General features: G+C 65.6%; 17 protein-coding genes. 12 read left to right on the top strand and 5 right to left on the bottom strand.

Annotated features, from left to right (window positions below; all coding sequences use genetic code 11):
• Positions 1 to 64 precede the first annotated feature (64 nt).
• Entirely contained in the window at positions 65 to 1546 is a 1482-nt protein-coding gene (locus tag ACNKU3_RS18590; protein ID WP_418261060.1) for an ATP-binding cassette domain-containing protein, read from the top strand.
• A 9-nt stretch (positions 1547 to 1555) separates the two neighbouring features.
• On the opposite strand, the gene ACNKU3_RS18585 is transcribed toward ACNKU3_RS18590, so the two are convergent.
• Both ACNKU3_RS18585 and mrcB read right to left on the bottom strand, forming a co-directional pair.
• Complete coding sequence (locus ACNKU3_RS18585) at positions 1556 to 2002, bottom strand: tetratricopeptide repeat protein (RefSeq protein ID WP_418261059.1); 447 nt, start codon at positions 2000 to 2002, stop codon at positions 1556 to 1558.
• Between the two features lie 77 nt (positions 2003 to 2079).
• Complete coding sequence (gene mrcB / locus ACNKU3_RS18580) at positions 2080 to 4329, bottom strand: penicillin-binding protein 1B (RefSeq protein ID WP_418261058.1); 2250 nt, start codon at positions 4327 to 4329, stop codon at positions 2080 to 2082.
• A gap of 81 nt (positions 4330 to 4410) precedes the next feature.
• Between mrcB and ACNKU3_RS18575 the strand changes: the two genes are divergently transcribed.
• Positions 4411 to 5415 carry an adenosine kinase gene (locus tag ACNKU3_RS18575; protein WP_418261057.1) on the top strand — a complete coding sequence of 335 codons (1005 nt, stop codon included), beginning with the start codon at positions 4411 to 4413 and terminating at the stop codon, positions 5413 to 5415.
• An 8-nt stretch (positions 5416 to 5423) separates the two neighbouring features.
• Here the strand turns inward: ACNKU3_RS18575 and ACNKU3_RS18570 are convergent, their stop codons facing one another.
• Positions 5424 to 7769: a DNA polymerase II gene (locus tag ACNKU3_RS18570; protein WP_418261056.1), complete on the bottom strand. Its 2346-nt coding sequence runs from the start codon at positions 7767 to 7769 to the stop codon at positions 5424 to 5426.
• Positions 7770 to 7900: 131 nt separating this feature from the next.
• On the opposite strand from ACNKU3_RS18570, the gene ACNKU3_RS18565 reads away from it, so the two are divergent.
• A complete protein-coding gene (locus ACNKU3_RS18565) occupies positions 7901 to 8248 on the top strand; it encodes a pentapeptide repeat-containing protein (RefSeq protein WP_418261055.1) in 348 nt (115 codons plus the stop codon).
• Here ACNKU3_RS18565 and ACNKU3_RS18560 read toward each other — a convergent pair.
• The gene (locus ACNKU3_RS18560) at positions 8245 to 9291 is read right to left on the bottom strand and encodes a DUF2333 family protein (protein WP_418261054.1); all 1047 of its coding nucleotides are present in this window, start codon (positions 9289 to 9291) and stop codon (positions 8245 to 8247) included. The two genes, ACNKU3_RS18565 and ACNKU3_RS18560, sit on opposite strands and share 4 nt — an antisense overlap.
• 30 nt (positions 9292 to 9321) lie before the next feature.
• Positions 9322 to 9789, bottom strand: a complete 468-nt coding sequence (locus ACNKU3_RS18555; RefSeq protein ID WP_418261053.1) for a copper chaperone PCu(A)C — start codon at positions 9787 to 9789, stop codon at positions 9322 to 9324.
• 149 nt (positions 9790 to 9938) lie between these two features.
• Here ACNKU3_RS18555 and ACNKU3_RS18550 point away from each other — a divergent pair, with 149 nt between their 5' ends.
• The 9 genes from ACNKU3_RS18550 (at position 9939) to purD (ending at position 19529) form a co-directional block, all read left to right on the top strand.
• Entirely contained in the window at positions 9939 to 11699 is a 1761-nt protein-coding gene (locus ACNKU3_RS18550) for a protein-disulfide reductase DsbD family protein (RefSeq protein ID WP_418261052.1), read from the top strand.
• Between the two features lie 286 nt (positions 11700 to 11985).
• Positions 11986 to 12429, top strand: coding sequence for a type II 3-dehydroquinate dehydratase (gene aroQ, locus ACNKU3_RS18545; protein WP_418261051.1), 444 nt, complete (start codon positions 11986 to 11988; stop codon positions 12427 to 12429).
• Between the two features lie 23 nt (positions 12430 to 12452).
• Positions 12453 to 12914 (top strand): acetyl-CoA carboxylase biotin carboxyl carrier protein, encoded by a 462-nt coding sequence (accB, locus tag ACNKU3_RS18540; RefSeq protein ID WP_418261050.1) that lies wholly within the window; start codon positions 12453 to 12455, stop codon positions 12912 to 12914.
• 33 nt (positions 12915 to 12947) lie between these two features.
• A complete protein-coding gene (gene accC, locus ACNKU3_RS18535; RefSeq protein ID WP_418261073.1) occupies positions 12948 to 14288 on the top strand; it encodes an acetyl-CoA carboxylase biotin carboxylase subunit in 1341 nt (446 codons plus the stop codon).
• A 1-nt stretch (position 14289) separates the two neighbouring features.
• Positions 14290 to 15180, top strand: a complete 891-nt coding sequence (gene prmA, locus ACNKU3_RS18530) for a 50S ribosomal protein L11 methyltransferase (RefSeq protein WP_418261049.1) — start codon at positions 14290 to 14292, stop codon at positions 15178 to 15180.
• Between the two features lie 184 nt (positions 15181 to 15364).
• Positions 15365 to 16348: a tRNA dihydrouridine synthase DusB gene (dusB, locus tag ACNKU3_RS18525; RefSeq protein ID WP_418261048.1), complete on the top strand. Its 984-nt coding sequence runs from the start codon at positions 15365 to 15367 to the stop codon at positions 16346 to 16348.
• Positions 16345 to 16659: a DNA-binding transcriptional regulator Fis gene (fis, locus tag ACNKU3_RS18520; protein ID WP_418261047.1), complete on the top strand. Its 315-nt coding sequence runs from the start codon at positions 16345 to 16347 to the stop codon at positions 16657 to 16659. The genes dusB and fis overlap by 4 nt, the downstream gene beginning before the upstream one ends.
• Positions 16660 to 16663: 4 nt before the next feature.
• A complete protein-coding gene (gene purH / locus ACNKU3_RS18515) occupies positions 16664 to 18232 on the top strand; it encodes a bifunctional phosphoribosylaminoimidazolecarboxamide formyltransferase/IMP cyclohydrolase (RefSeq protein ID WP_418261046.1) in 1569 nt (522 codons plus the stop codon).
• Position 18233: 1 nt separating this feature from the next.
• Complete coding sequence (gene purD / locus ACNKU3_RS18510; protein ID WP_418261045.1) at positions 18234 to 19529, top strand: phosphoribosylamine--glycine ligase; 1296 nt, start codon at positions 18234 to 18236, stop codon at positions 19527 to 19529.
• Positions 19530 to 19546 lie beyond the last annotated feature (17 nt).

Raw genomic sequence — 19546 nt, 5'->3', positions numbered from 1 at the left:
GCTGGCATTAAGCCAGCCCCGGCAGCACGACTCAAGTTCGGGGCGCAAAGGAAACGCCGATCCCATGACTGACAATACACTATTGGAACTGCAGGACATCCACCTCGCCTACCGTGCACTGCCGGTACTGGACGTGGCGCACTGGACACCCCTGCAGGGCCAGCAATGGGCCTGCATCGGCCCCAACGGCAGCGGCAAGACCAGCCTGGCGCGGGTGCTCAGCGGCGAGGCCAGCCACTTCTCGGGGGAGTATCGGCGCGGCGCCGCGCTGGCATGCGAGGGCGTCGCCTACGTCTGCTTCGAGCAGGCAAAAATGCTCTGTGAGCGCGATCGCAAGCTCGACGATTCGGAGACCCGCGCCGACGCCAGCGACCCCGGCACCCTGGTGCGCAACGCCATCCTGCAGGGCGCGCCGGCTGACGCGACCTTCGAGCACTGGGTCGAGCGCCTCGGCATCCGCCACATCCTCGAGCGCGGGCTGCGCTACATCTCCACCGGGGAAATGCGCAAGACGCTGCTGCTGCGCGCCATCCTCAGCGAACCCGGACTGCTCATCCTGGACAGCCCGCTGGACGGTCTCGACCTGGCCGCGCAGGCGGAAATGGGCCGGGTTATCGAGGAGTTGCTGCAGTCCGAACTGCACCTGCTCTTCCTCTGCCGGCAACTCGAGGACCTGCCCGCGGGTATCAGCCACCTGCTGGTACTGGAGGACGGCGAGGTCCTGTGCCAGGGCCCGCGGCAGGCCATCCTCGACGACCCGCGGGTGACTGCCCTGATGCAGCCGCCGCTGCCGGCACTCGCGCCACTGCCCCCGGCCCTGCCCCGGGAATACAGCCTGCCGGATGCCGGCCCCCTGCTCGAATTACACGGGGTCAACGTCAGCTACGGCGACCACCAGGTCCTGCGCGATGTCAGCTGGACCCTGCAGCGCGACCAGCACTGCGCCGTTTCCGGCCCCAACGGCTGCGGCAAGAGCACGCTGCTGTCGCTGATCACCGGCGATAACCACAAGGCCTACGGCCAGGACATCACCCTGTTCGGCGTGCGCCGCGGCTCCGGCGAGAGCATCTGGGACATCAAGCAGAAATACGGCCAGTTGGACAACCAGTTGCACCTCAATTTCGCCCGCGGCATGAAAGTCCTCGAAGTGGTGATCTCCGGTTTCTTCGACTCCATCGGCCTCTACGACGACTGGGGCGACCAGCAGCGCCAGCGGGCGCTGCAGTGGCTGGAGGCGCTGGGCATCGCCGACCTGCAGCGGGAGAGCTTCGACGCGCTGTCCTTCGGGCTGCAGCGCATGGTGCTGCTGGCCCGGGCGATGGTGAAATCCCCGGCCATCCTGTTGCTGGACGAGCCGACCCTGGGCCTGGACAACTACCATCGGCGGCTGATCCTGCGGGCGGTGGACCACATCGCCGGCAACAGTGATACCCGGGTGATCTTCGTCAGCCATTCGGCCGGGGACATGCCCGGCTGTATCAACCAGCGGCTGGTTTTCGAACCCGGCGACGCGGGCTTTGCGGTGCACTGCTATGCCGCCGGCTGATCCCGGCGCTCAATCCAGGTAGGAGCGCAGCGCATTGCACTGGCGGCTGCTGGTGCAGTAGAGCAGGCCCCGCTCGGCCATGGTGCGCGCCTTGTCCTGGCGGCCCGCCGCAGTGTAGGTGATCGCCATATCGAGGTAGATATCGGCGTTGTCCGGATCGATGCGCTGGGCCCGCTCGAGGTAGGCCATGGCCTGGTCGTAGCGACCGCGGTCCCGGGCGTCCTCGGCCTGGGCCAGCAGGCGGTCGTGGGCACTGGTGGTGGTGTCCGGCAATTCCGGTTGCGGTGCCGGGCCGGGCCGGGGTTCCGGCGCTGTGGTGGGGGCCGGTTGCGGCGCGCTGGTCCCGCCGGTCGTCGGCTGGCCGGTTTCAATCCTCGGAGTGCTGCGGGGCACGCTACTACAGGCGCCCAGCAGGACAAGCAGAAGAACGAGGGGCAACTGGCGAAACAGGCGCACGAATCTCTCCGGAATAAAATGGCGGTCGCGCAGTGTACCCTATCCGCCGCCCGCTGTGTGCCAGCGGGCGAGGGGTTTCACTTCCCGAACAGCGACTGGAACCAGTCCGAGAGCCCGTTGCGGCGCGGCGAGCAATTGGTGCGCTGGCGCGGTTCCGAGCCGCTGATAAAAGGCATCAGCCGGGCGTTGGGGCAGCCCTCGCCGGTAACGTAGCCATTCTCGCTGTCGATCCATTCAGTTTCCATGCCGTCGGGCATGCGGTAGGCCAGCGGGCGGCGGCTCTCGCGGGCCATGAAATGCCCCCAGAGCTTGAGGGCGCCAGTGCTGCCGGTCAGCCCGGTACCGCCGTTGTCGTCGCGCCCCATCCAGGTCACGGTCAGCAGGTCGCCGGAGAAACCGGCAAACCAGGAGTCGCGCCCGTCGTTGGTGGTGCCGGTCTTGCCGGCCACGTCGAAATCCTGCGGCAGGTAGCTGTAGACACCGCGGCCGGTGCCGTCGCGCACCACCGAGCGCAGCGCGTAGTGCAGCAGGTTGATGGCCTGTAGGCTGACGGTGCGGTCGTACTCCAGGGGATAGCGGCGCAGGGGCTCGCCGCGGGCGTCGACGATATCGCGAATGGTGCGCAGCGGCGTGCGGAAGCCACCGGCGGCGATGGTCTGGTACATGGCGGCGATATCCAGTGGCGAATATTCGCCGGCACCCAGCGTAACTGCCGGCACCGGGGGGATATAGGTAGTGATACCCAGGCGCTTGAGCATATCGACCACAGAATCGATACCGAGCTCCATGCCCAGCTTCGCTGTCGCCAGGTTGTAGGAGTTGGTCAGGCCCTGGTAGAGCAGGATGTTGCCGTGGGGCCGGCGATCGAAATTCTGCGGGGCCCAGACATCGCCGTTGGGCTGCCGCACCTGGAAGTCCTCGTCCGGGATGACCGTGGCCAGTGAATAGTGGGTCGGCCGTTCCAGCGCCGCCAGGTAGACCGCCGGCTTGAGCAGGGAGCCCGCCGGCCGTTTCGCGTCCAGCGCCCGGTTGAAGCCGGCGTAGCTCACCTTGCGGCCGCCGACCAGCGCCGCCACCTCGCCGCTGTCCACCCGGGTCACCACCGCGGCGCCCTGCAATTCGCCGCTCTTGTCCAACTGGCCCAGGACCGCGGTGGTACTGTCTTCGAGCTGGTGCTGCAGCAACGGGTCGAAGGCGGTGAAAATACTCAGTCCCAGCGAGGTCAGGTCTTCATCCCGGTATTCCAGCCGCAGCTGCCGGCGCACCAGGTCGAGGTAGGCCGGGAAGGTATCGCGGATGCGCGGCGCGCTGTTCAGGCCCAGCGGCATCGCCTTGGCGACGGCGGCCTCATCGGCGCTGATCGCGCCCTCCGCCACCATGGCGTCGAGCACCACGTTGCGCCGCTCGCGGGCGCGCTCGGGGTGGCGCCGGGGGTTGTAGAGGGAGGGCCCCTTGATCATGCCCACCAGCAGCGCCTGCTGGTGCAGGCCCAGCTGTTGCAGCGGGGTATCGAAGTAATGCCGTGCGGCCAGCGCGAAACCGTGGATCGCCCGGGGGCCGGACTGGCCGAGGTAGACCTCGTTGATATAGCTCTCGAGGATCTGCTCCTTGCTGTAGTGCAGCTCCAGCAGGACCGCCATCAACACTTCGTTGAGCTTGCGCACCAGGGTGCGCTCCGGGCTCAGGTAATAGTTCTTGACCAGCTGCTGGGTGATGGTGCTACCCCCGGCGACTACCCGCCCGGACATCACGTTGCTCAGCGCGGCGCGGCCGATGCCGGTGATGGAAAAACCCCAGTGCTGGTAGAAGCGCTGGTCCTCCACCGCGAACAGGCCCTGCACCAGGGTCTCGGGCACGTCCTGGAGCTGGATCAGGACCCGGTCCTCGCCGTGGGTGGGATAGATACCGCCGATCTGCGCCGGATCGAGGCGCATCAGGTCGACATCCGCACCGCCTTCACTGATCGAGCGCACCCGGTCATTGCTGATATCCAGCGTGACCCGGCGCACCGGCTCGCGCTCACCCGGGAAATCGAAACCGCGGGTGTAGATCTCGAAGCGGCCGTGATTGCGCGCCACCTGCCCGGGGCTGCGGGTGTGTCCCACCTTGCGATAACCGAGGATCTCCAGTTCGTAGGCGAGGTCGTCGGCGCGCAGTTCGGCCCCGGCGAACAGCTCCAGCGGCCGGGCGTAAACCTTCGCCGGCAGCTCCCACATGCGGTCGGTGAAGGTAGTGGTAATCCGCGCATCGAGGTAGACCAGGTAGCCGGCGCCGATGACGAGACAGACGATGAACAGTTTGAGCAGCAGGTTTCGGGTTTTCTTCATGGTGAGCGAGTTTACACCAAGGCCTGTTCAAATCACGCTGTGAATCGGGATAATACCGGCCTTGGCAAAAGGACTCTCTGCATGATCAGGAAATACATGGCTTACGGGATCGGCGCGGCGCTGGTCGACACCGAAATCAAGGTACAGGACGCCGAGCTGGAACGCATGGGCGTGGAAAAGGGGCTGATGACCCTGGTGGACGCCGACCGGCAGGCGGAACTGCTCAGCCACCTCGGCGGCCACCTGGTCACCGCCACCCATGCCAGCGGCGGCAGCGCGGGCAACTCGATGATCGCCACCGCGCTGTTCGGCGCCCCGACCTTCATGTCCTGCAAGGTGGCCGACGACGAGGACGGCAACATCTACCTGGCGGACCTGGAAGCGGCAGGCGTTACCCACTGCCTGACCAATGGCCGGGAGAGCGGCGTTACCGGCAAATGCCTGGTGCTGATTTCACCCGACGCCGAGCGCAGCATGAACACCAACCTCGCCATCAGCGAGACCCTGTCCGTGGACCAGCTGGTACCCGGGGCGATCGCCGAATCCGAGTATCTCTACGTGGAAGGCTACCTGGTCACCTCTCCCACCGGGCGCGCGGCGGCGGTGCGGGCGCGGGAGATCGCCGAAGCCGAGGGGGTCAAAACCAGCCTCTCATTCTCCGATCCCGGTATGGTGCAGTTTTTCCGCGAGGGTCTCGAGGAAATGCTCGGCGGCGGCGTCGACCTGGTGTTCTGCAACGAGGCCGAAGCGCTCGGCTGGGGCCAGTGCGAGGACCTCGACAGTGCCATGGAGGCGTTGAAGCAGGTCGCGAAGCAATTTGTCATTACCCGCGGCGCTGACGGCGCGCTGACCTTTGACGGCCAGGCGCTGGCGGAAATTCCGCCGCACAAGGTGCTGGCTGTGGACAGCAACGGCGCCGGCGACATGTTCGCCGGCGCGTTCCTCTACGCGCTGTCGCGCGGCGAGGATTTCGCCACCGCTGGCCGTTTTGCCAGCCTGGCCGCGGGACGCGTGGTGTCCCAGTACGGGCCGCGCCTGCCGGCGGCGCAGTACGCCGCCCTGCGCGAGGAATTTTTCGGCAACTGAGGCCGCCCTCAGAACAACCCGATCTGCCGGTCCACCAGTTCCCTGAACGAGGTACCGAGGAAGCCGAGGATGCCGTCCGCCACGGGTTCCAGCTGGCGTTCCACGTAGTGCTCGTAGTCCAGCGGAGCCAGCGGCCGGGCCGCCGGCTCCGCCCCGGCGCTGGTGATCACGTAGGCCACCCAGTCGCCCCGCGCGGGCGGCGGCAGGTCCCGCTCCGCGTAGCGCCGCGCCGCCTGCACATGAGGCGGCACGTTGCGCTCGTACTCGTCGAGCCGGCGACGCAGCCGCTTGCGATAGACCAGGTCGGCGTCGCGCTCCCCCGCGCGCACCCCGGCAACCACCTGCCGGAGGTAATCCGCGTAGGGCTCCCCGTGGAAAATGCGCCGGTAGAGCTCCTCCTGGAAGTCGCGCGCCAGCCGGGTCCAGTCGGTGCGCACGTTTTCCAGGCCCTTGAACACCAGCCGCTCGCCGCCCTCGCCGCCGACCACGCCGGCATAGCGTTTCTTGCTGCCCTTGTCCGAGCCGCGCACGGTCGGCATCAGGAAGCGCCGGTAGTGGGTCTCGAACTCCAGCTCCAGGGCGCTGGGAACGCCGAACTCACGCTGTACAGTCTCCCGCCACCAGCGGTTCAGGTCGTCCTGCAGCTGCCTGCCCACCGCGCCCGCCTCCTCGCTGGAGCCCGCCGACTGCACCCAGACGAAAACCGAATCGGTATCGCCGTAGATCACCCGGTGACCGGCGGCCTCGATCCGGTCGCGGGTGCGCTGCAGGATTTCGTGGCCGCGGCGGGTGATGGAGCTGGCCAGCCGGGGATCGAAGAAACGGCAACCGGCAGAGCCCAGTACGCCGTAGAAGGAGTTCATGATGATCTTGATCGCCTGCGACAGCGGGGCGTCGCCCTGGGCCTTGGCCCGGTCGCGCTGTTGCCAGAGTTGCTCGATCAGGCCCGGCAGGATGTGGCCCTCGCGGGCAAAGCGCGCGCCGATAAAACCGGGAACCGTCGCCGATTCCTCCAGCGTCGCCGCCAGCGCCAGCCCCAGCGGGTCGATGCAGAAGGTGCGGATAATGCTCGGGTACAGGCTCTTGAAATCCAGCACCAGCACGTTGTCGTAGATGCCCGGTTGGGAATCGAGCACAAAGCCGCCGGGGCTGGCGATCTGCGCGCTGCTGGCGTTGGGCGCGACAAAACCCGCGCGATGCAGGCGCGGCAGGTAGAGATTGTCGAAGGAAGCCACCGAGCCGCCCATGCGATCCATGTTGAGGCCGGTCATGGCGGTGCGCGCGATGGCGAATTGCAGCAGGGCGGTTTTGGCGAAGATCGCCGAGACCAACTCGCAGTCCTTGAGGTTATAGGCGGCCAGCGCGCTCTTGTCCTCGCGAAACAGGCGGCCGATCTCCTCGCCCCGATCGCCGCCCTCGATCAGCTTGCGCTCACCGAGCAATACCGCCGCCACGTTGTTGAGGGAGAAACTCTCGAAGTTGTAAAAGGCGGCGCGCAGCAGGTCGATGCCGTCCAGCACCAGTCGCCCGGGGCACAGCAGCGCGCGGCGCTCGCCGCCGTCCGCCAGCTCCCGCCACTGGGCCGGCCGCCGGTCGCGCCCCAGCAGCAAGCGGCGCCCGCTCCGTTCGGCCACCCGCTGCAGGTACCAGCAGTCGAAGTTGATCACGTTCCAGCCGATGAGAATGTCGGGGTCGTAGTCGGCCAGCCAGTCCTGGAAGGCTTCCATTACCTGCTCCTGGCTGCCGTACGCGGCCACGTAGTCCTGTCCGGCTCCTTCGCCGAGCATGAATACCCGGTGGGTCTCCACGCCGTCCGCCGCCACGCCGTGCACCGCAATCGAGAACAGCTGCAACTCGTGCATCGCTGTCTCGATATCAACGGACACCACTTTCAGTTGCGGCCGGTAGTCGCAGCCGCGCAACCGCGGATTGTGCAGGCGCAGGTAGCCGCCGCGCGACTCGGGCTCCCCGCTGATCAGCGCAGCGCCAGAGACGAAACGCTCCATCAGGTAACGGTCCGCCGGGTTGATATCCGCTTCCAGTGGGTCAAAGCCGGCCTCGCGCAAGCGGTCTGCCAGGGCGCGGGCCCGGCGGTAGCTCTGGCAGTAGATACCGCAGACCGGGTTACCGGGAAAATCGCGCAGCTGCAGGGGACTGGTAGTGACGCCGACCTCGCTCCCGATCAGGCTGCGGGCCCGGGGAAGATCCGCCTGCGGCAGGAAAAATACCGCCGGCGCATCGTCCACGGTGACACACAGGGGGCCGCTTTCGGTGCTGAACCAGTATTCCAGCTCCACCCCGCCCGGGCCATCGCGCCACTGCCGGGTGAGCAGGAAACCGCGGATACTTGTCATTGTTCAGGACACCCTTATTCAATTATCCGCAACCACCACCGGGCGACGGGTACCGCCCTCGCTTGTCACGGCAATGCCGCAGCGCGTAAGCTATGCCGCGCTGCAGTGATGATGATCCAGAAGGTGCCCCGATGAGCAAGCCGGTAATCAAGCCCGACCCCCTGTACCAGTTGCTGCGCAACGAGGATATCAAGGGCTTCAACGAAATGCGGCACAAGCTGGATACCAGCGAGCTGAAGAGCGGCGACTATCGCGGCAGGGACCTGCGCAACATGAACGCCGACGGGCTGGATTTCAGTGATTCCTACTTCCGCAACGCCGACCTCAGCGGCATCGACTTCCGCAACACCAACCTGGAAGGCGCCAGCCTGCTGGACGCCAAGCTCTCCGGCACCTACTTCCCCAAGGAACTGTCAGCGACCGAGATCCGCCTGTCGCTGGACACCGGCACCCGCCTGCGTTACGCCAGCCCCGACTAGCCCTGCTGCAGCAGGTCGCGAAGGTCGATGATCGCGGCGTTGGCGCGGCTGATATAGGACGCCATCACCAGCGAGTGGTTGGCCAGCAGGCCAAAACCGGTGCCATTGAGCACTACCGGGCTCCAGACCGTCTCCTGGGTACCCTCCAGTTCACGGATGATCTGCTGCAGGCTGACCAGCGCGTTTTTCTGCTTCAGCACATCGGCAAAGTCGACTTCCATCGCCTTGAGGAAGTGAATCAGCGCCCAGGTGGTACCGCGAGCCTCGAAAAACACATCGTCGATTTCCGTCCACGGGGTTTTCACGATCATCTCGCCCGGTGCCGGCGTGGACTGGCTGGCGCCCTGCTCACCGGCAAGGTCCGTATTCAGGCGGCGCTGGCCGACACTGGCCGAGAGGCGCTGGGACAGCGAGCCGAGCCGGGTGTTGACAGTGGAGAGCCAGTAGCGGAGGTTGTCGGCCCGCGCATAGAACTGGGCGTCCGGGTTGCTGGAGTCGGACAGGCGCTTGAAATAGGCCCGGGTGAAGGCCTGCGCCTTGCCGTACTCCGATTCACTGGAAGGCAGCACCCAGCTGTCGGAATCGAAATGGTAGCGCGGCTCCGCCTCCGCCAGGTCCTTGTCCTCCTTGGATTGTGACTGGGAGCGGCTGAAGGATTCGCGCATCGCCCGGGACAGGTCGCGCACCTGCACCAGGGCGCCGTACTCCCAGTTGGGCATGTTGTCGAGCCACAGTCCCGGGGGAAAACGATCATTGTGCAGGTAGCCGCCGGGTTTGTGCAGCAGCGTCTCCATCACCCCCAGCAGGGCGGCGGTGGTGACGGAACCGGTGACCACATCTCCCCCGTCCTCGGCGGCATAATCAGCCGCCTTCTTCCGCACATCAAAACCACCGGGGCTGACACTCCAGTACATGCCGAACACTATGGCAATCAACAGGTACAAGACAACGAACAGCGCCACCCAGCGGAACAGTCGCCCCTCGGGGAGTTTCTCGATCAGGGTGTCGCGCCAGTCCGAGACCAATTCTTTCGCTGTATTCATTCGCTGTCCGTCTCCTGGTGACAGTAGGTATCAGTGGTGCTGGTGGCCGCTGGCGGCCGCGCTCTTGCTGACAATCGCATCCGTACACAATTCTTCCCCGGCGCCAAACTGCAGGCACAACCGGCGCCGCTCTCCCGGGCTCGGCATGCCGGCGAGGTCGAAAAGCATCAGGTGCATATCGCCGGGCGCCAGCGAGACTACCTGCCCGGGCTGTACTGTCAGTGTAGTCAAATGTTCCATGCGGGTGAGGCCATTCTCCATCCGGGTGGCGTGTATTTCCGCCCTGCCCGCTCCCTCGACCGTCGCACCAGTCACCACAACCGGCACGCTGCCGGTATTTTCGATATCCAGGTACGCTGCCGTCATCGGCTGGCCGGGGGGCAGGGCCCGCACCCAGGCGCCGCTAAGGGCAAGGTCTTCAGCCAGCGCCCCGGCGGACGCGGCACAGGCCGCCCACAGCAGGATGAGCGGGGATAAGGTGATGCGGGGGAACGACACGGAAAAGGACTCCGGAAGAAACTATTATGGCTGTCAGACGTCTGACACTATACCACTGCAGCCCGGCGGCCGCAGTGCATTGGGGGCCAGACCGGCAGCTGTTAAACTGCGCCCGCACCCCGTACCCGTGCTGACCGACTGGATACCCTATGCGCACCCTGCTAGTCCTCTGCCTGCTATTGTTCATTCCCGCTTCCCTGGGCCAGGGTTTTCCCGGCAGTTCCGGCACCGGTTTCGGCGCTGGGGAGACTCAGCAGTTCCTGCCGGTTGAAGAAGCCTACCGGCTGAACGTGGAAATCGAAGGCAGCCAGCAACTGCGCCTGTACTGGCAGATCACCGAGGCCTACTACCTCTACCAGCACAGTTTCAAGTTCCGGCTGGTGCCGGCCGCGGGCGGCGTGGCGGTCGAGCTCGAGGCCGAATTTCCCCCGGCCCTGCAACGCACTGACGAGTTCTTCGGCGAAGTGCAGGTCTATTACAACGACGCCGACATCAACCTGGCACTGGCCACCCCCCTGGTCCCCGGCGACCGGATCGAGGCGACCTACCAGGGCTGCGCCGACGCCGGCCTGTGCTATCCGCCGCGCACCGAGGCCTTCCTGCTGGACCCCGCCAGCGGCACGGCGTCCCCGGTTGCCCCGCTGCGCAAATCGGTCACCCCTCCCGCAACGGCGACAACAGCCGCCAGTAAAACCGCGGGCGCCCTGCCCTACATGCTGCTGCTGGCCTTTCTCGGCGGGGCAATTCTCAACCTGATGCCCTGCGTCTTCCCGATACTCTCCCTCAAGGTACTCAGCTTCGCCAACAGCAGCGAGCACAACCGGCACCTGCACAGCTGGGTCTATACCCTCGGCGTGGTCACCAGTTTCGTCGCCATTGCCGCGGTACTGATTGCCCTGCAACAGGCGGGACGCGCGGTGGGCTGGGGCTTCCAGCTGCAGGCCCCGGGCTTTGTCATCGCCCTGGCTTACCTGTTCCTGGCGATGGGCCTGTCACTGTCCGGCGTGGTGCACCTCGGCGGTAGCCTGATGAATGCCGGCAGCGGCCTGGCTTCCCGCGGCGGGCTCGGCGGCAGCTTTTTCACCGGCGTCCTTGCCGTGGTGGTCGCCAGCCCCTGCACCGCACCCTTTATGGGCACCGCACTGGGCTTCGCGGTGACCCAACCGCCGGCCATCAGCCTGCTGGTTTTCGCCAGCCTCGGCTGCGGCATGGCCGCCCCCCTGCTGCTGTTCGGCTACAGCAGGACCGCGCGGCGGATAATGCCCGCGCCGGGGCCGTGGATGGAGACCCTCAAACAGTTTCTCGCCTTCCCGCTGTATGCCGCCGCGGTCTGGCTGCTCTGGGTCGCCGGTCGGCAGACCGGGGTGAATACCATGGCCGCGGTGCTGGGTGGCGCCGTGACCCTGGCGCTGGCGCTGTGGCTGTGGCAGCTCGGCCAGTGGCGGCGCTGGCTCGCGGTGGCTTTCGCGGGCGCCACCATCGCGCTGGGCAGCCTGCACAACCTCGACCCGCGCGGCGACAGCACTGCCAGCAGCGCCGATTACCTCCGCTGGACGGAGGACAGCCTGGCGGAACTGCGCGCTGAAGGCGTCCCGGTATTCGTCGATGTCACCGCTGACTGGTGCATTACCTGCCTCGCCAACGAGGCCGCAGTGCTCTCCCGCAACGATGTCCAGGAGGCATTCCGCCAGCGCGGCGTGGCCTATATGGTGGCCGACTGGACCAACCACGACCCGGCGATTGCCCACTTCATCGCCCGCTACGGACGTACCGGCATCCCGCTTTACCTGCTCTATCCCGCCGACGCGCAGGCCGAACCGCTGATCCTGCCGCAGATACTGACCCCCGGCACGGTGTTACAGGCTATCGATTCGCTGCCGGAAAGCGGCCTCGGCGCAAACCTGCCCTGATTCGGTGCCGGAGATTGCGGGTACACAAACCTGATTTTAGAAATTAAATGCATTAACCGGCAATATATCTGCATAATTATGGATTTTGGAAGAATTTAACCCATCAGCCCCGAAACAGCGCAGAATTTCCCCGAAGATACCTGCAACTTCGTAAAACTTCATAAGTGGCGCAATAAAGTCGCTAAATGTCGACATCATCTAAAAAGTTGCGCAGTTATGTAGACAGATGCGCCCCTTTCAGCCACACTGGTTCCCATAGTACGCTGCCCCAGGGAGCACCAGAATAATGGCGACAATACTCGTTCTCCACGGCCCCAACCTGAACCTGCTGGGCGAACGTGAGCCCGAGATTTACGGCAGTACCACCCTGGCCCAGATCAACCAGCAACTGGAGCAGTACGCCCGCGATCGCGGCCACCACCTGCTCTACGTGCAGAGCAACGCGGAGTACGAACTGGTGGAGCGCGTCCAGGACGCGCGCCACGAGGGTGTGAATTTCATCCTGATCAACCCGGCGGCCTTCACCCACACCAGCGTTGCCCTGCGCGACGCCCTGGCCGCGGTGCAAATCCCCTTCATTGAAATTCACCTGTCCAATGTGCACGCGCGGGAAGCCTTCCGCCGGCACTCCTACTTTTCTGATATCGCCCGGGGGGTCATCTGTGGCCTTGGCCCCCAGGGCTACGAACTGGGGCTGCAGGCAGCCCTGAAGCACCTCGAAAACACCTGAAACCCGGCTGAGGAACGTCCAACATGGATATTCGCAAGGTTAAGAAGCTGATCGAACTCCTTGAGGAGTCGAACATCGACGAAATTGAAATCAAGGAAGGCGAGGAATCCGTGCGCATCAGTCGCAACAGCGCGGCCGCCGCCTATCCGCCACCGCTGATGCCGGCCTATGCGCCGCCACCGCCGCCAGCCCCGGTAGCCGCGGCTCCAGCCGCACCGGCTCCCGCGGTGGAGAGCGCCCCCCAGCCCTCCGGGCACCAGGTCAAATCACCCATGGTCGGCACCTTCTATCGCTCGCCTTCCCCGACCTCGCCGCCCTTTGCCGAAGAGGGGCAGACGGTCAAGGTAGGGGACGTTATCTGCATCGTCGAGGCGATGAAGATGATGAACCAGATCGAGGCGGACAAGGCCGGCACCCTGCAGGCGTTCCATGTGGAGAACGGTGAACCCGTCGAGTTCGACCAACCCCTGTTTTCCATCGTCTAGGGCAACGCGCCCTAAAAGGACAGCAACATGCCCATTCTGGACAAGGTACTTATCGCCAATCGCGGCGAAATCGCCCTGCGTGTACTGCGGGCCTGCAAGGAACTGGACATCAGGACCGTCGCCGTTCACTCCACCGCGGACGCCGACCTGATGCATGTGCGTCTCGCCGACGAGTCCGTGTGCATCGGCCCGCCGCCCTCCAAGGACAGTTACCTGAACGTCCCCGCGATCATCAGCGCGGCGGAAGTGACCGACACCTCAGCCATCCACCCCGGTTACGGTTTTCTCGCCGAGAACGCCGACTTTGCCGAGCAGGTGGAAAACAGCGGCTTCACCTTTATCGGGCCGAAAGCCGAGACCATCCGCCTGATGGGCGACAAGGTCTCCGCCAAGGACGCCATGAAGAAGGCCGGCGTGCCCACCGTGCCGGGCTCCGATGGCGCCCTCAGCAGCGAGCCCGACGAGATTCTCGCCACCGCCCGCGACATCGGCTACCCGGTGATCATCAAGGCCTCCGCGGGTGGCGGCGGCCGGGGCATGCGCGTGGTCCACACCGAGGCCGCGCTGCTGCCAGCGGTCCATGTCACCCAGTCCGAAGCCGCGGCGGCCTTTGGCTCTGACGTGGTGTACATGGAGAAATTCCTGCAGAAGCCACGGCACGTGGAAATCCAGGTGCTGGCGGACGGCCAGGGCAACGCCATTCACCTCGGCGACCGCGACTGCTCCCTGCAGCGGCGGCACCAGAAAATTCTCGAGGAGGCCCCCGCGCCCGGCATTCCGGATGACCTGCGCAACCAGGTCGCCGAAGCCTGCGTCCAGGCCTGCATCGACATCGGTTACCGCGGCGCCGGCACCTTCGAGTTCCTCTACGAGGACGGCGGCTTCTACTTCATCGAGATGAACACCCGGGTCCAGGTAGAGCACCCGGTCACCGAGATGATCACCAGCTTCGACATCGTCAAGGAACAGCTGCGCATCGCCTCGGGAATGCCCCTGTCGGTCAGACAGGAAGACATCGAGTTCCGCGGCCACGCCTTCGAGTGCCGGATCAACGCCGAGGACCCGCGCACCTTCCTGCCCTCACCGGGCAAGATCACCACCTTCCACGCGCCCGGCGGACTGGGCATCCGGGTGGACTCGCACATCTACGACGGCTATACCGTTCCGCCGTTCTACGATTCGCTGATCGCCAAGGTGATCAGCTTTGGCGAGAGTCGTGAGTGCGCCCTCGCCCGCATGCGCCAGGCACTCGACGAGTTGGTGGTCGAGGGCATTCGCACCAATACCCCACTGCACCGGGAACTGACCCGCGACGCCGCCTTCCAGGCCGGCGGTGTGAGCATTCACTACCTCGAACGCAAGCTGGGTATCTGAATTGACCTGGGTACAGCTGCGACTCGACACCGATCCTGCCAGCGCCGGGGAGCTGGAAGACCTGCTGCTGGCGAGCGGCGCTGTCGCGGTCACCCTGGAAGATAACGCCGACCAGCCGGTGCTCGAACCCGGCGTCGGCGAGACGCCCCTGTGGAACCAGACCCGCCTCACCGGCCTCTACCCGGCCGACGCTGACATGGGCGAAGTCCTCGGCTACCTGCCAGAGGATGTACTCGCCCAGGGCAGTTACCGGGTGGAAATTCTCGAGGACCGCGACTGGGAGCGGGAGTGGATCCAGCACTACCAGCCGATGCAGTTCGGAAGCCGGCTGTGGGTCTGCCCGAGCTGGCTGGAACCGCCGGAGCCGAACGCGGTAAACCTGCTGCTCGATCCCGGCCTCGCCTTCGGCACCGGCACGCACCCGACCACCGCCCTGTGCCTGGCCGAGCTCGATAGCATGGACCTCACCGGGCTGACTTTAGTCGACTACGGCTGCGGCTCGGGCATCCTCGCGGTCGCTGCGCTCAAGCTCGGCGCCGCCCACGCCCTCGGCGTGGACAACGACCCCCAGGCGCTGATCGCCAGCCGCGACAACGCCACCCGCAACGGCATTGCCGACGCGCAGTTCGAACTGGCCCTGCCGGGCCAGTATGCGATGCCGGACTGGCAGGGTCGCTCCGGCGTAGTTATCGCCAACATACTTGCCGGCCCGCTGATGGAGCTGTCCGCTACGCTGCTGGAATTGCTCGCACCGAAGGGCACCCTACTGCTGTCCGGCCTGCTCGACACCCAGGCGCCGGCGATGATCGCCCATTACGCGCCGCACATCGCACTGCACATAGCCGGCCAGCACGAGGGCTGGGTCTGCCTGCGCGGTCAATTGACGCAATGAGGCCGGACCGGCACCGACGCTTCCGCTGACAGCGCCATTCCCGCCACCCCGCGCCGTAAATCCGCCGGCGCCCCCCGTACAGGGAAAAATGTTGGCCGCTTTTTGTCCAACCGTCCTTCCCCGCCCGGAGTCAGGGGAGTAGAATACCGCCTCTTTTTCGCACCCATTCCGACCCCGGACGACAATGCCGCAAATAGGCCCCTACAAATTGCGCAATCCGGTGGCTCTGGCCCCCATGGCGGGGGTAACCGACCTGCCCTTCAGGCGCCTGTGCGCCGAGATGGGCGCTGGGCTGGTGGTTTCCGAAATGATCTCGTCCGACCCTTCGCTGCGCGGTTCACGCAAGAGTGAACAGCGCAGCGTGCACGACAGCGAGGTGGAGCCGCGCTCCATCCAGATCGCCGGCAACGAACCCGCCCGCATGGCCGAAGCCGCCAGATACAACGCCGAACAGGGCGCCCAGATCATCGACATCAACATGGGCTGCCCGGCAAAAAAAGTGTGCCGCAAGGCCGCCGGTTCCGCGCTGCTCGCCGACCCCTGGCTGGTCGGGGATATTCTCCGCGCGGTGGTCGGCGCCGTGGATGTTCCGGTCACCCTGAAGATTCGCACCGGCAGCGCGCCGGATGCGCGCAATGGTATCGATATCGCCCGCATCGCCGAAGACAGCGGTATTGCCGCGCTGGCGGTGCACGGGCGTACCCGGGCCTGCAAGTTCAACGGCGCGGCCGAATACGACACCATCGCCGAAATCGTCGCCGCCACCTCGATCCCGGTATTCGCCAACGGCGATATCGACTCGCCGGCAAAGGCCGCCCGGGTACTGGCCCACACCGGCGCCGCCGGGATCATGATCGGCCGCGCCGCCCAGGGCCGCCCTTGGCTCTGCGGCCAGGTGGCCGATCACCTCGCCGGACGGCCGGTGGTCGAACCCACGGCGGAGCAACAACACGCCATCCTGCACCGCCACCTGCTGGCGCTGTATGCGTTCTATGGCGAGGTGATGGGCCCGCGCATCGCCCGCAAGCACGTCGGCTGGTACCTGCAGGACCACGCCGCCTTCGGCGACCACCGCAGCCAGTTCAACCAGTTGGAACTGCCGGCGGCACAACTCGAATTTCTCAACTCACTACTACAGACTGCACCGTACAAGGAGCTCGCAGCATGACCAGAGCTGAACCTCTCTCTCCCCTCGACACTGACACCGCCGCAAACGATGAACAGGGCGCAATGACCTCGCAGTCAGGTCTGCGCGACGCAGTAACTGCATGTGTCCAGCAATACCTGGCCGAACTGGACGGCCAGCTTTCCACCGATGTCTACCAGATGGTTCTGGCGGAAGTCGAAGCGCCGCTGCTGGAAGAAATCATGCAGTACACCCGCAACAACCAGACCAAGGCCTCGATCATGCTGGGGCTGAACCGCGGCACCCTGCGCAAGAAGCTCAAGCAGTACGGACTGATTGGCAAGAAGGGCTAAGGCAATGAGTGAAGCTGTCACCGTCAAACGCGCACTGATCAGTGTTTCCGACAAATCCGGCATCGTCGAATTCGCCAGCGGCCTGCGCGAACTCGGCGTGGAACTGCTCTCCACCGGCGGCACCTACAAGCTGCTGCAGGAACAGGGCCTCGAGGTCACCGAGGTTTCCGAGTACACCGGCTTCCCGGAAATGATGGACGGCCGGGTCAAGACCCTGCACCCCAAGGTCCACGGCGGTATTCTCGGTCGCCGCGGCCAGGACGACGCCGTCGCCAGCGAACACGGCATCGACTACATCGACATGGTCGTGGTGAACCTCTACCCCTTCGAGGCCACCGTCGCCAATCCCGATTGCAGCCTCGAGGACGCGATCGAGAACATCGATATCGGCGGACCCACCATGGTGCGCGCCGCGGCCAAGAACCATCGCTTCGTCAATATCGTGGTTAACGCCAGCGACTACGCCGCCCTGCTCGAGGAGTTGCGGGCCAACAACGGCGCCACCTCCCTGGAAACCCGCTTCGACCTGGCAATCAAGGCCTACGAACACACCGCGGCCTACGACGGCGCCATCGCCAACTATTTCGGCCGCAAGGTTCCCGGCGGCTCCGCGGAATTCCCGCGCACCTTCAACACCCAGTTCATCAAGGCGCAGGACATGCGCTACGGCGAGAACCCGCACCAGAAGGCAGCCTTCTACGTGGAGGCCAAGCCCGCCGAGGCCGGCATCGCCACCGCCAAACAGCTGCAGGGCAAGGAACTGTCCTACAACAACGTGGCGGATACCGACGCCGCGCTGGAATGCGTGAAGAATTTCGACGAGCCCGCCTGTGTCATCGTCAAGCACGCCAACCCCTGCGGCGTGGCGGTTGCCGGCGACCTCGGCAAGGCCTACGACCTGGCCTTCGAAACCGACCCGGAATCCGCTTTCGGCGGCATCATTGCCTTCAACCGCGAACTCGACGCAGCCACCGCCGCGGCCATCTGCGAGCGCCAGTTCGTCGAGGTCATCATCGCGCCTTCGGTCAGTGAAGAAGCCGTCGCCGTGGTCGCCGCAAAGAAGAACGTGCGCCTGCTGGCCTGTGGCGAGTGGACTGCGCCCGGCGCGGCGCTGGACTACAAGCGGGTCAACGGCGGCCTGCTGGTGCAGGACCGCGACCTCGGCATGGTCGGCCCCGGCGACCTGCAGGTGGTATCGAAGGTACAGCCCACTGCCCAGCAGATGAGCGACCTGCTGTTCGCCTGGAAGGTGGCCAAGTTCGTCAAGTCAAACGCCATCGTCTACGCCAGCAACGGCCAGACCGTGGGCGTGGGCGCCGGCCAGATGAGCCGCGTCAACTCCGCGCGTATCGCGGCCATCAAGGCCGAACACGCGGGCCTGGAAGTGAAGGGTTCGGTGATGGCATCCGACGCCTTCTTCCCCTTCCGCGACGGCATCGACAGCGCCGGCGAGCGCGGCATTGCCGCGGTCATCCAGCCGGGCGGATCGATCCGCGACGAGGAAGTCATCGCTGCCGCCGACGAACACGGCATGGCGATGGTGTTCACCGGAATGAGGCATTTCAGACACTAAAATGAATGTATTGGTAATTGGCGGCGGCGGCCGCGAGCATGCACTGGCCTGGAAAGCGGCGCAGTCTGCGGATGTTGAAACGGTGTTTGTCGCCCCCGGCAACGCCGGTACCGCGCGCGAGGCGGGGCTGGAAAACGTGGCCATCGAGGTCGGCGATTTCGCCGCACTGGCGGACTTCGCCGAAGCCAACAATGTCGGCCTGACCATCGTCGGCCCGGAAGCGCCGCTGGTGGATGGCGTGGTGGATTACTTCGCCGGGCGCGGCCTGCGCTGCTTCGGCCCGCGCAAGGGCGCGGCGCAACTGGAGGGCTCCAAGGCCTTCACCAAGGACTTCCTCGCCCGCCACAACATTCCCACCGCGGCCTACGCCAACTTCACCGAACTGGAGCCCGCCCTCGCCTACCTGCGCGCACAGGGCGCTCCGATCGTGGTCAAGGCCGATGGCCTGGCCGCGGGCAAGGGGGTGATTGTCGCCGAGACCCTGGAGCAGGCCGAAGCAGCGGTGACTGACATGCTCGCCGGCAACGCCTTCGGCGACGCCGGTTGCCGGGTGGTGATCGAGGAGTTCCTCGAAGGCGAAGAGGCCAGCTTTATTGTCATGGTGGACGGCGAGCACGTGCTGCCAATGGCCACCAGCCAGGACCACAAGCGCATCGGCGAGGGCGATACCGGCCCCAACACCGGTGGCATGGGGGCCTATTCCCCGGCGCCGGTGGTGGACGAAGACCCCGCTGTTTACCAGCGCATCATGGACGAAGTCATCATGCCCACCGTGCGCGGCATGGCAGCCGAGGGCAACGCCTACACCGGCTTCCTCTACGCGGGACTGATGGTCTCCCCCGCCGGTGAACCCAAAGTCATCGAGTACAACTGCCGCTTCGGCGACCCGGAAACGCAGCCGATCATGCTGCGCCTGCAGTCCGACCTGGTAGCCCTGTGCCAGAGCGCGCTGGACGGCCAACTCGACAGCGCCAGCGCTGACTGGGACGAGCGCTGCGCTATCGGCGTGGTACTCGCCGCCGGCGGCTACCCCGACAGCTACACCAAGGGAGCGGTAATCAGTGGCCTCGATGGTGTCGACAGCGAGGACATCAAGGTCTTCCACGCCGGCACCGCGCAACAGGACGGACAGGTTGTCACCAGTGGCGGCCGGGTGCTCTGCGTCACCGCCCTCGGCGCGGATATCGCCGCCGCGCAAAAAGCCTGCTACGCGGCCGCGGACAGGATTCACTGGGAGGGCGTGACCCTGCGCCGCGACATTGGCTGGCGCGCCCTGGCGCGCTATAGTCAGGACTGAACGCGATACAGGTAAGC

The sequence above is a fragment of the Haliea sp. E17 genome, from assembly GCF_048323675.1.
GTDB lineage: Bacteria > Pseudomonadota > Gammaproteobacteria > Pseudomonadales > Halieaceae > Mangrovimicrobium.
This window is presented reverse-complemented; position numbering and strand designations above follow the sequence as displayed.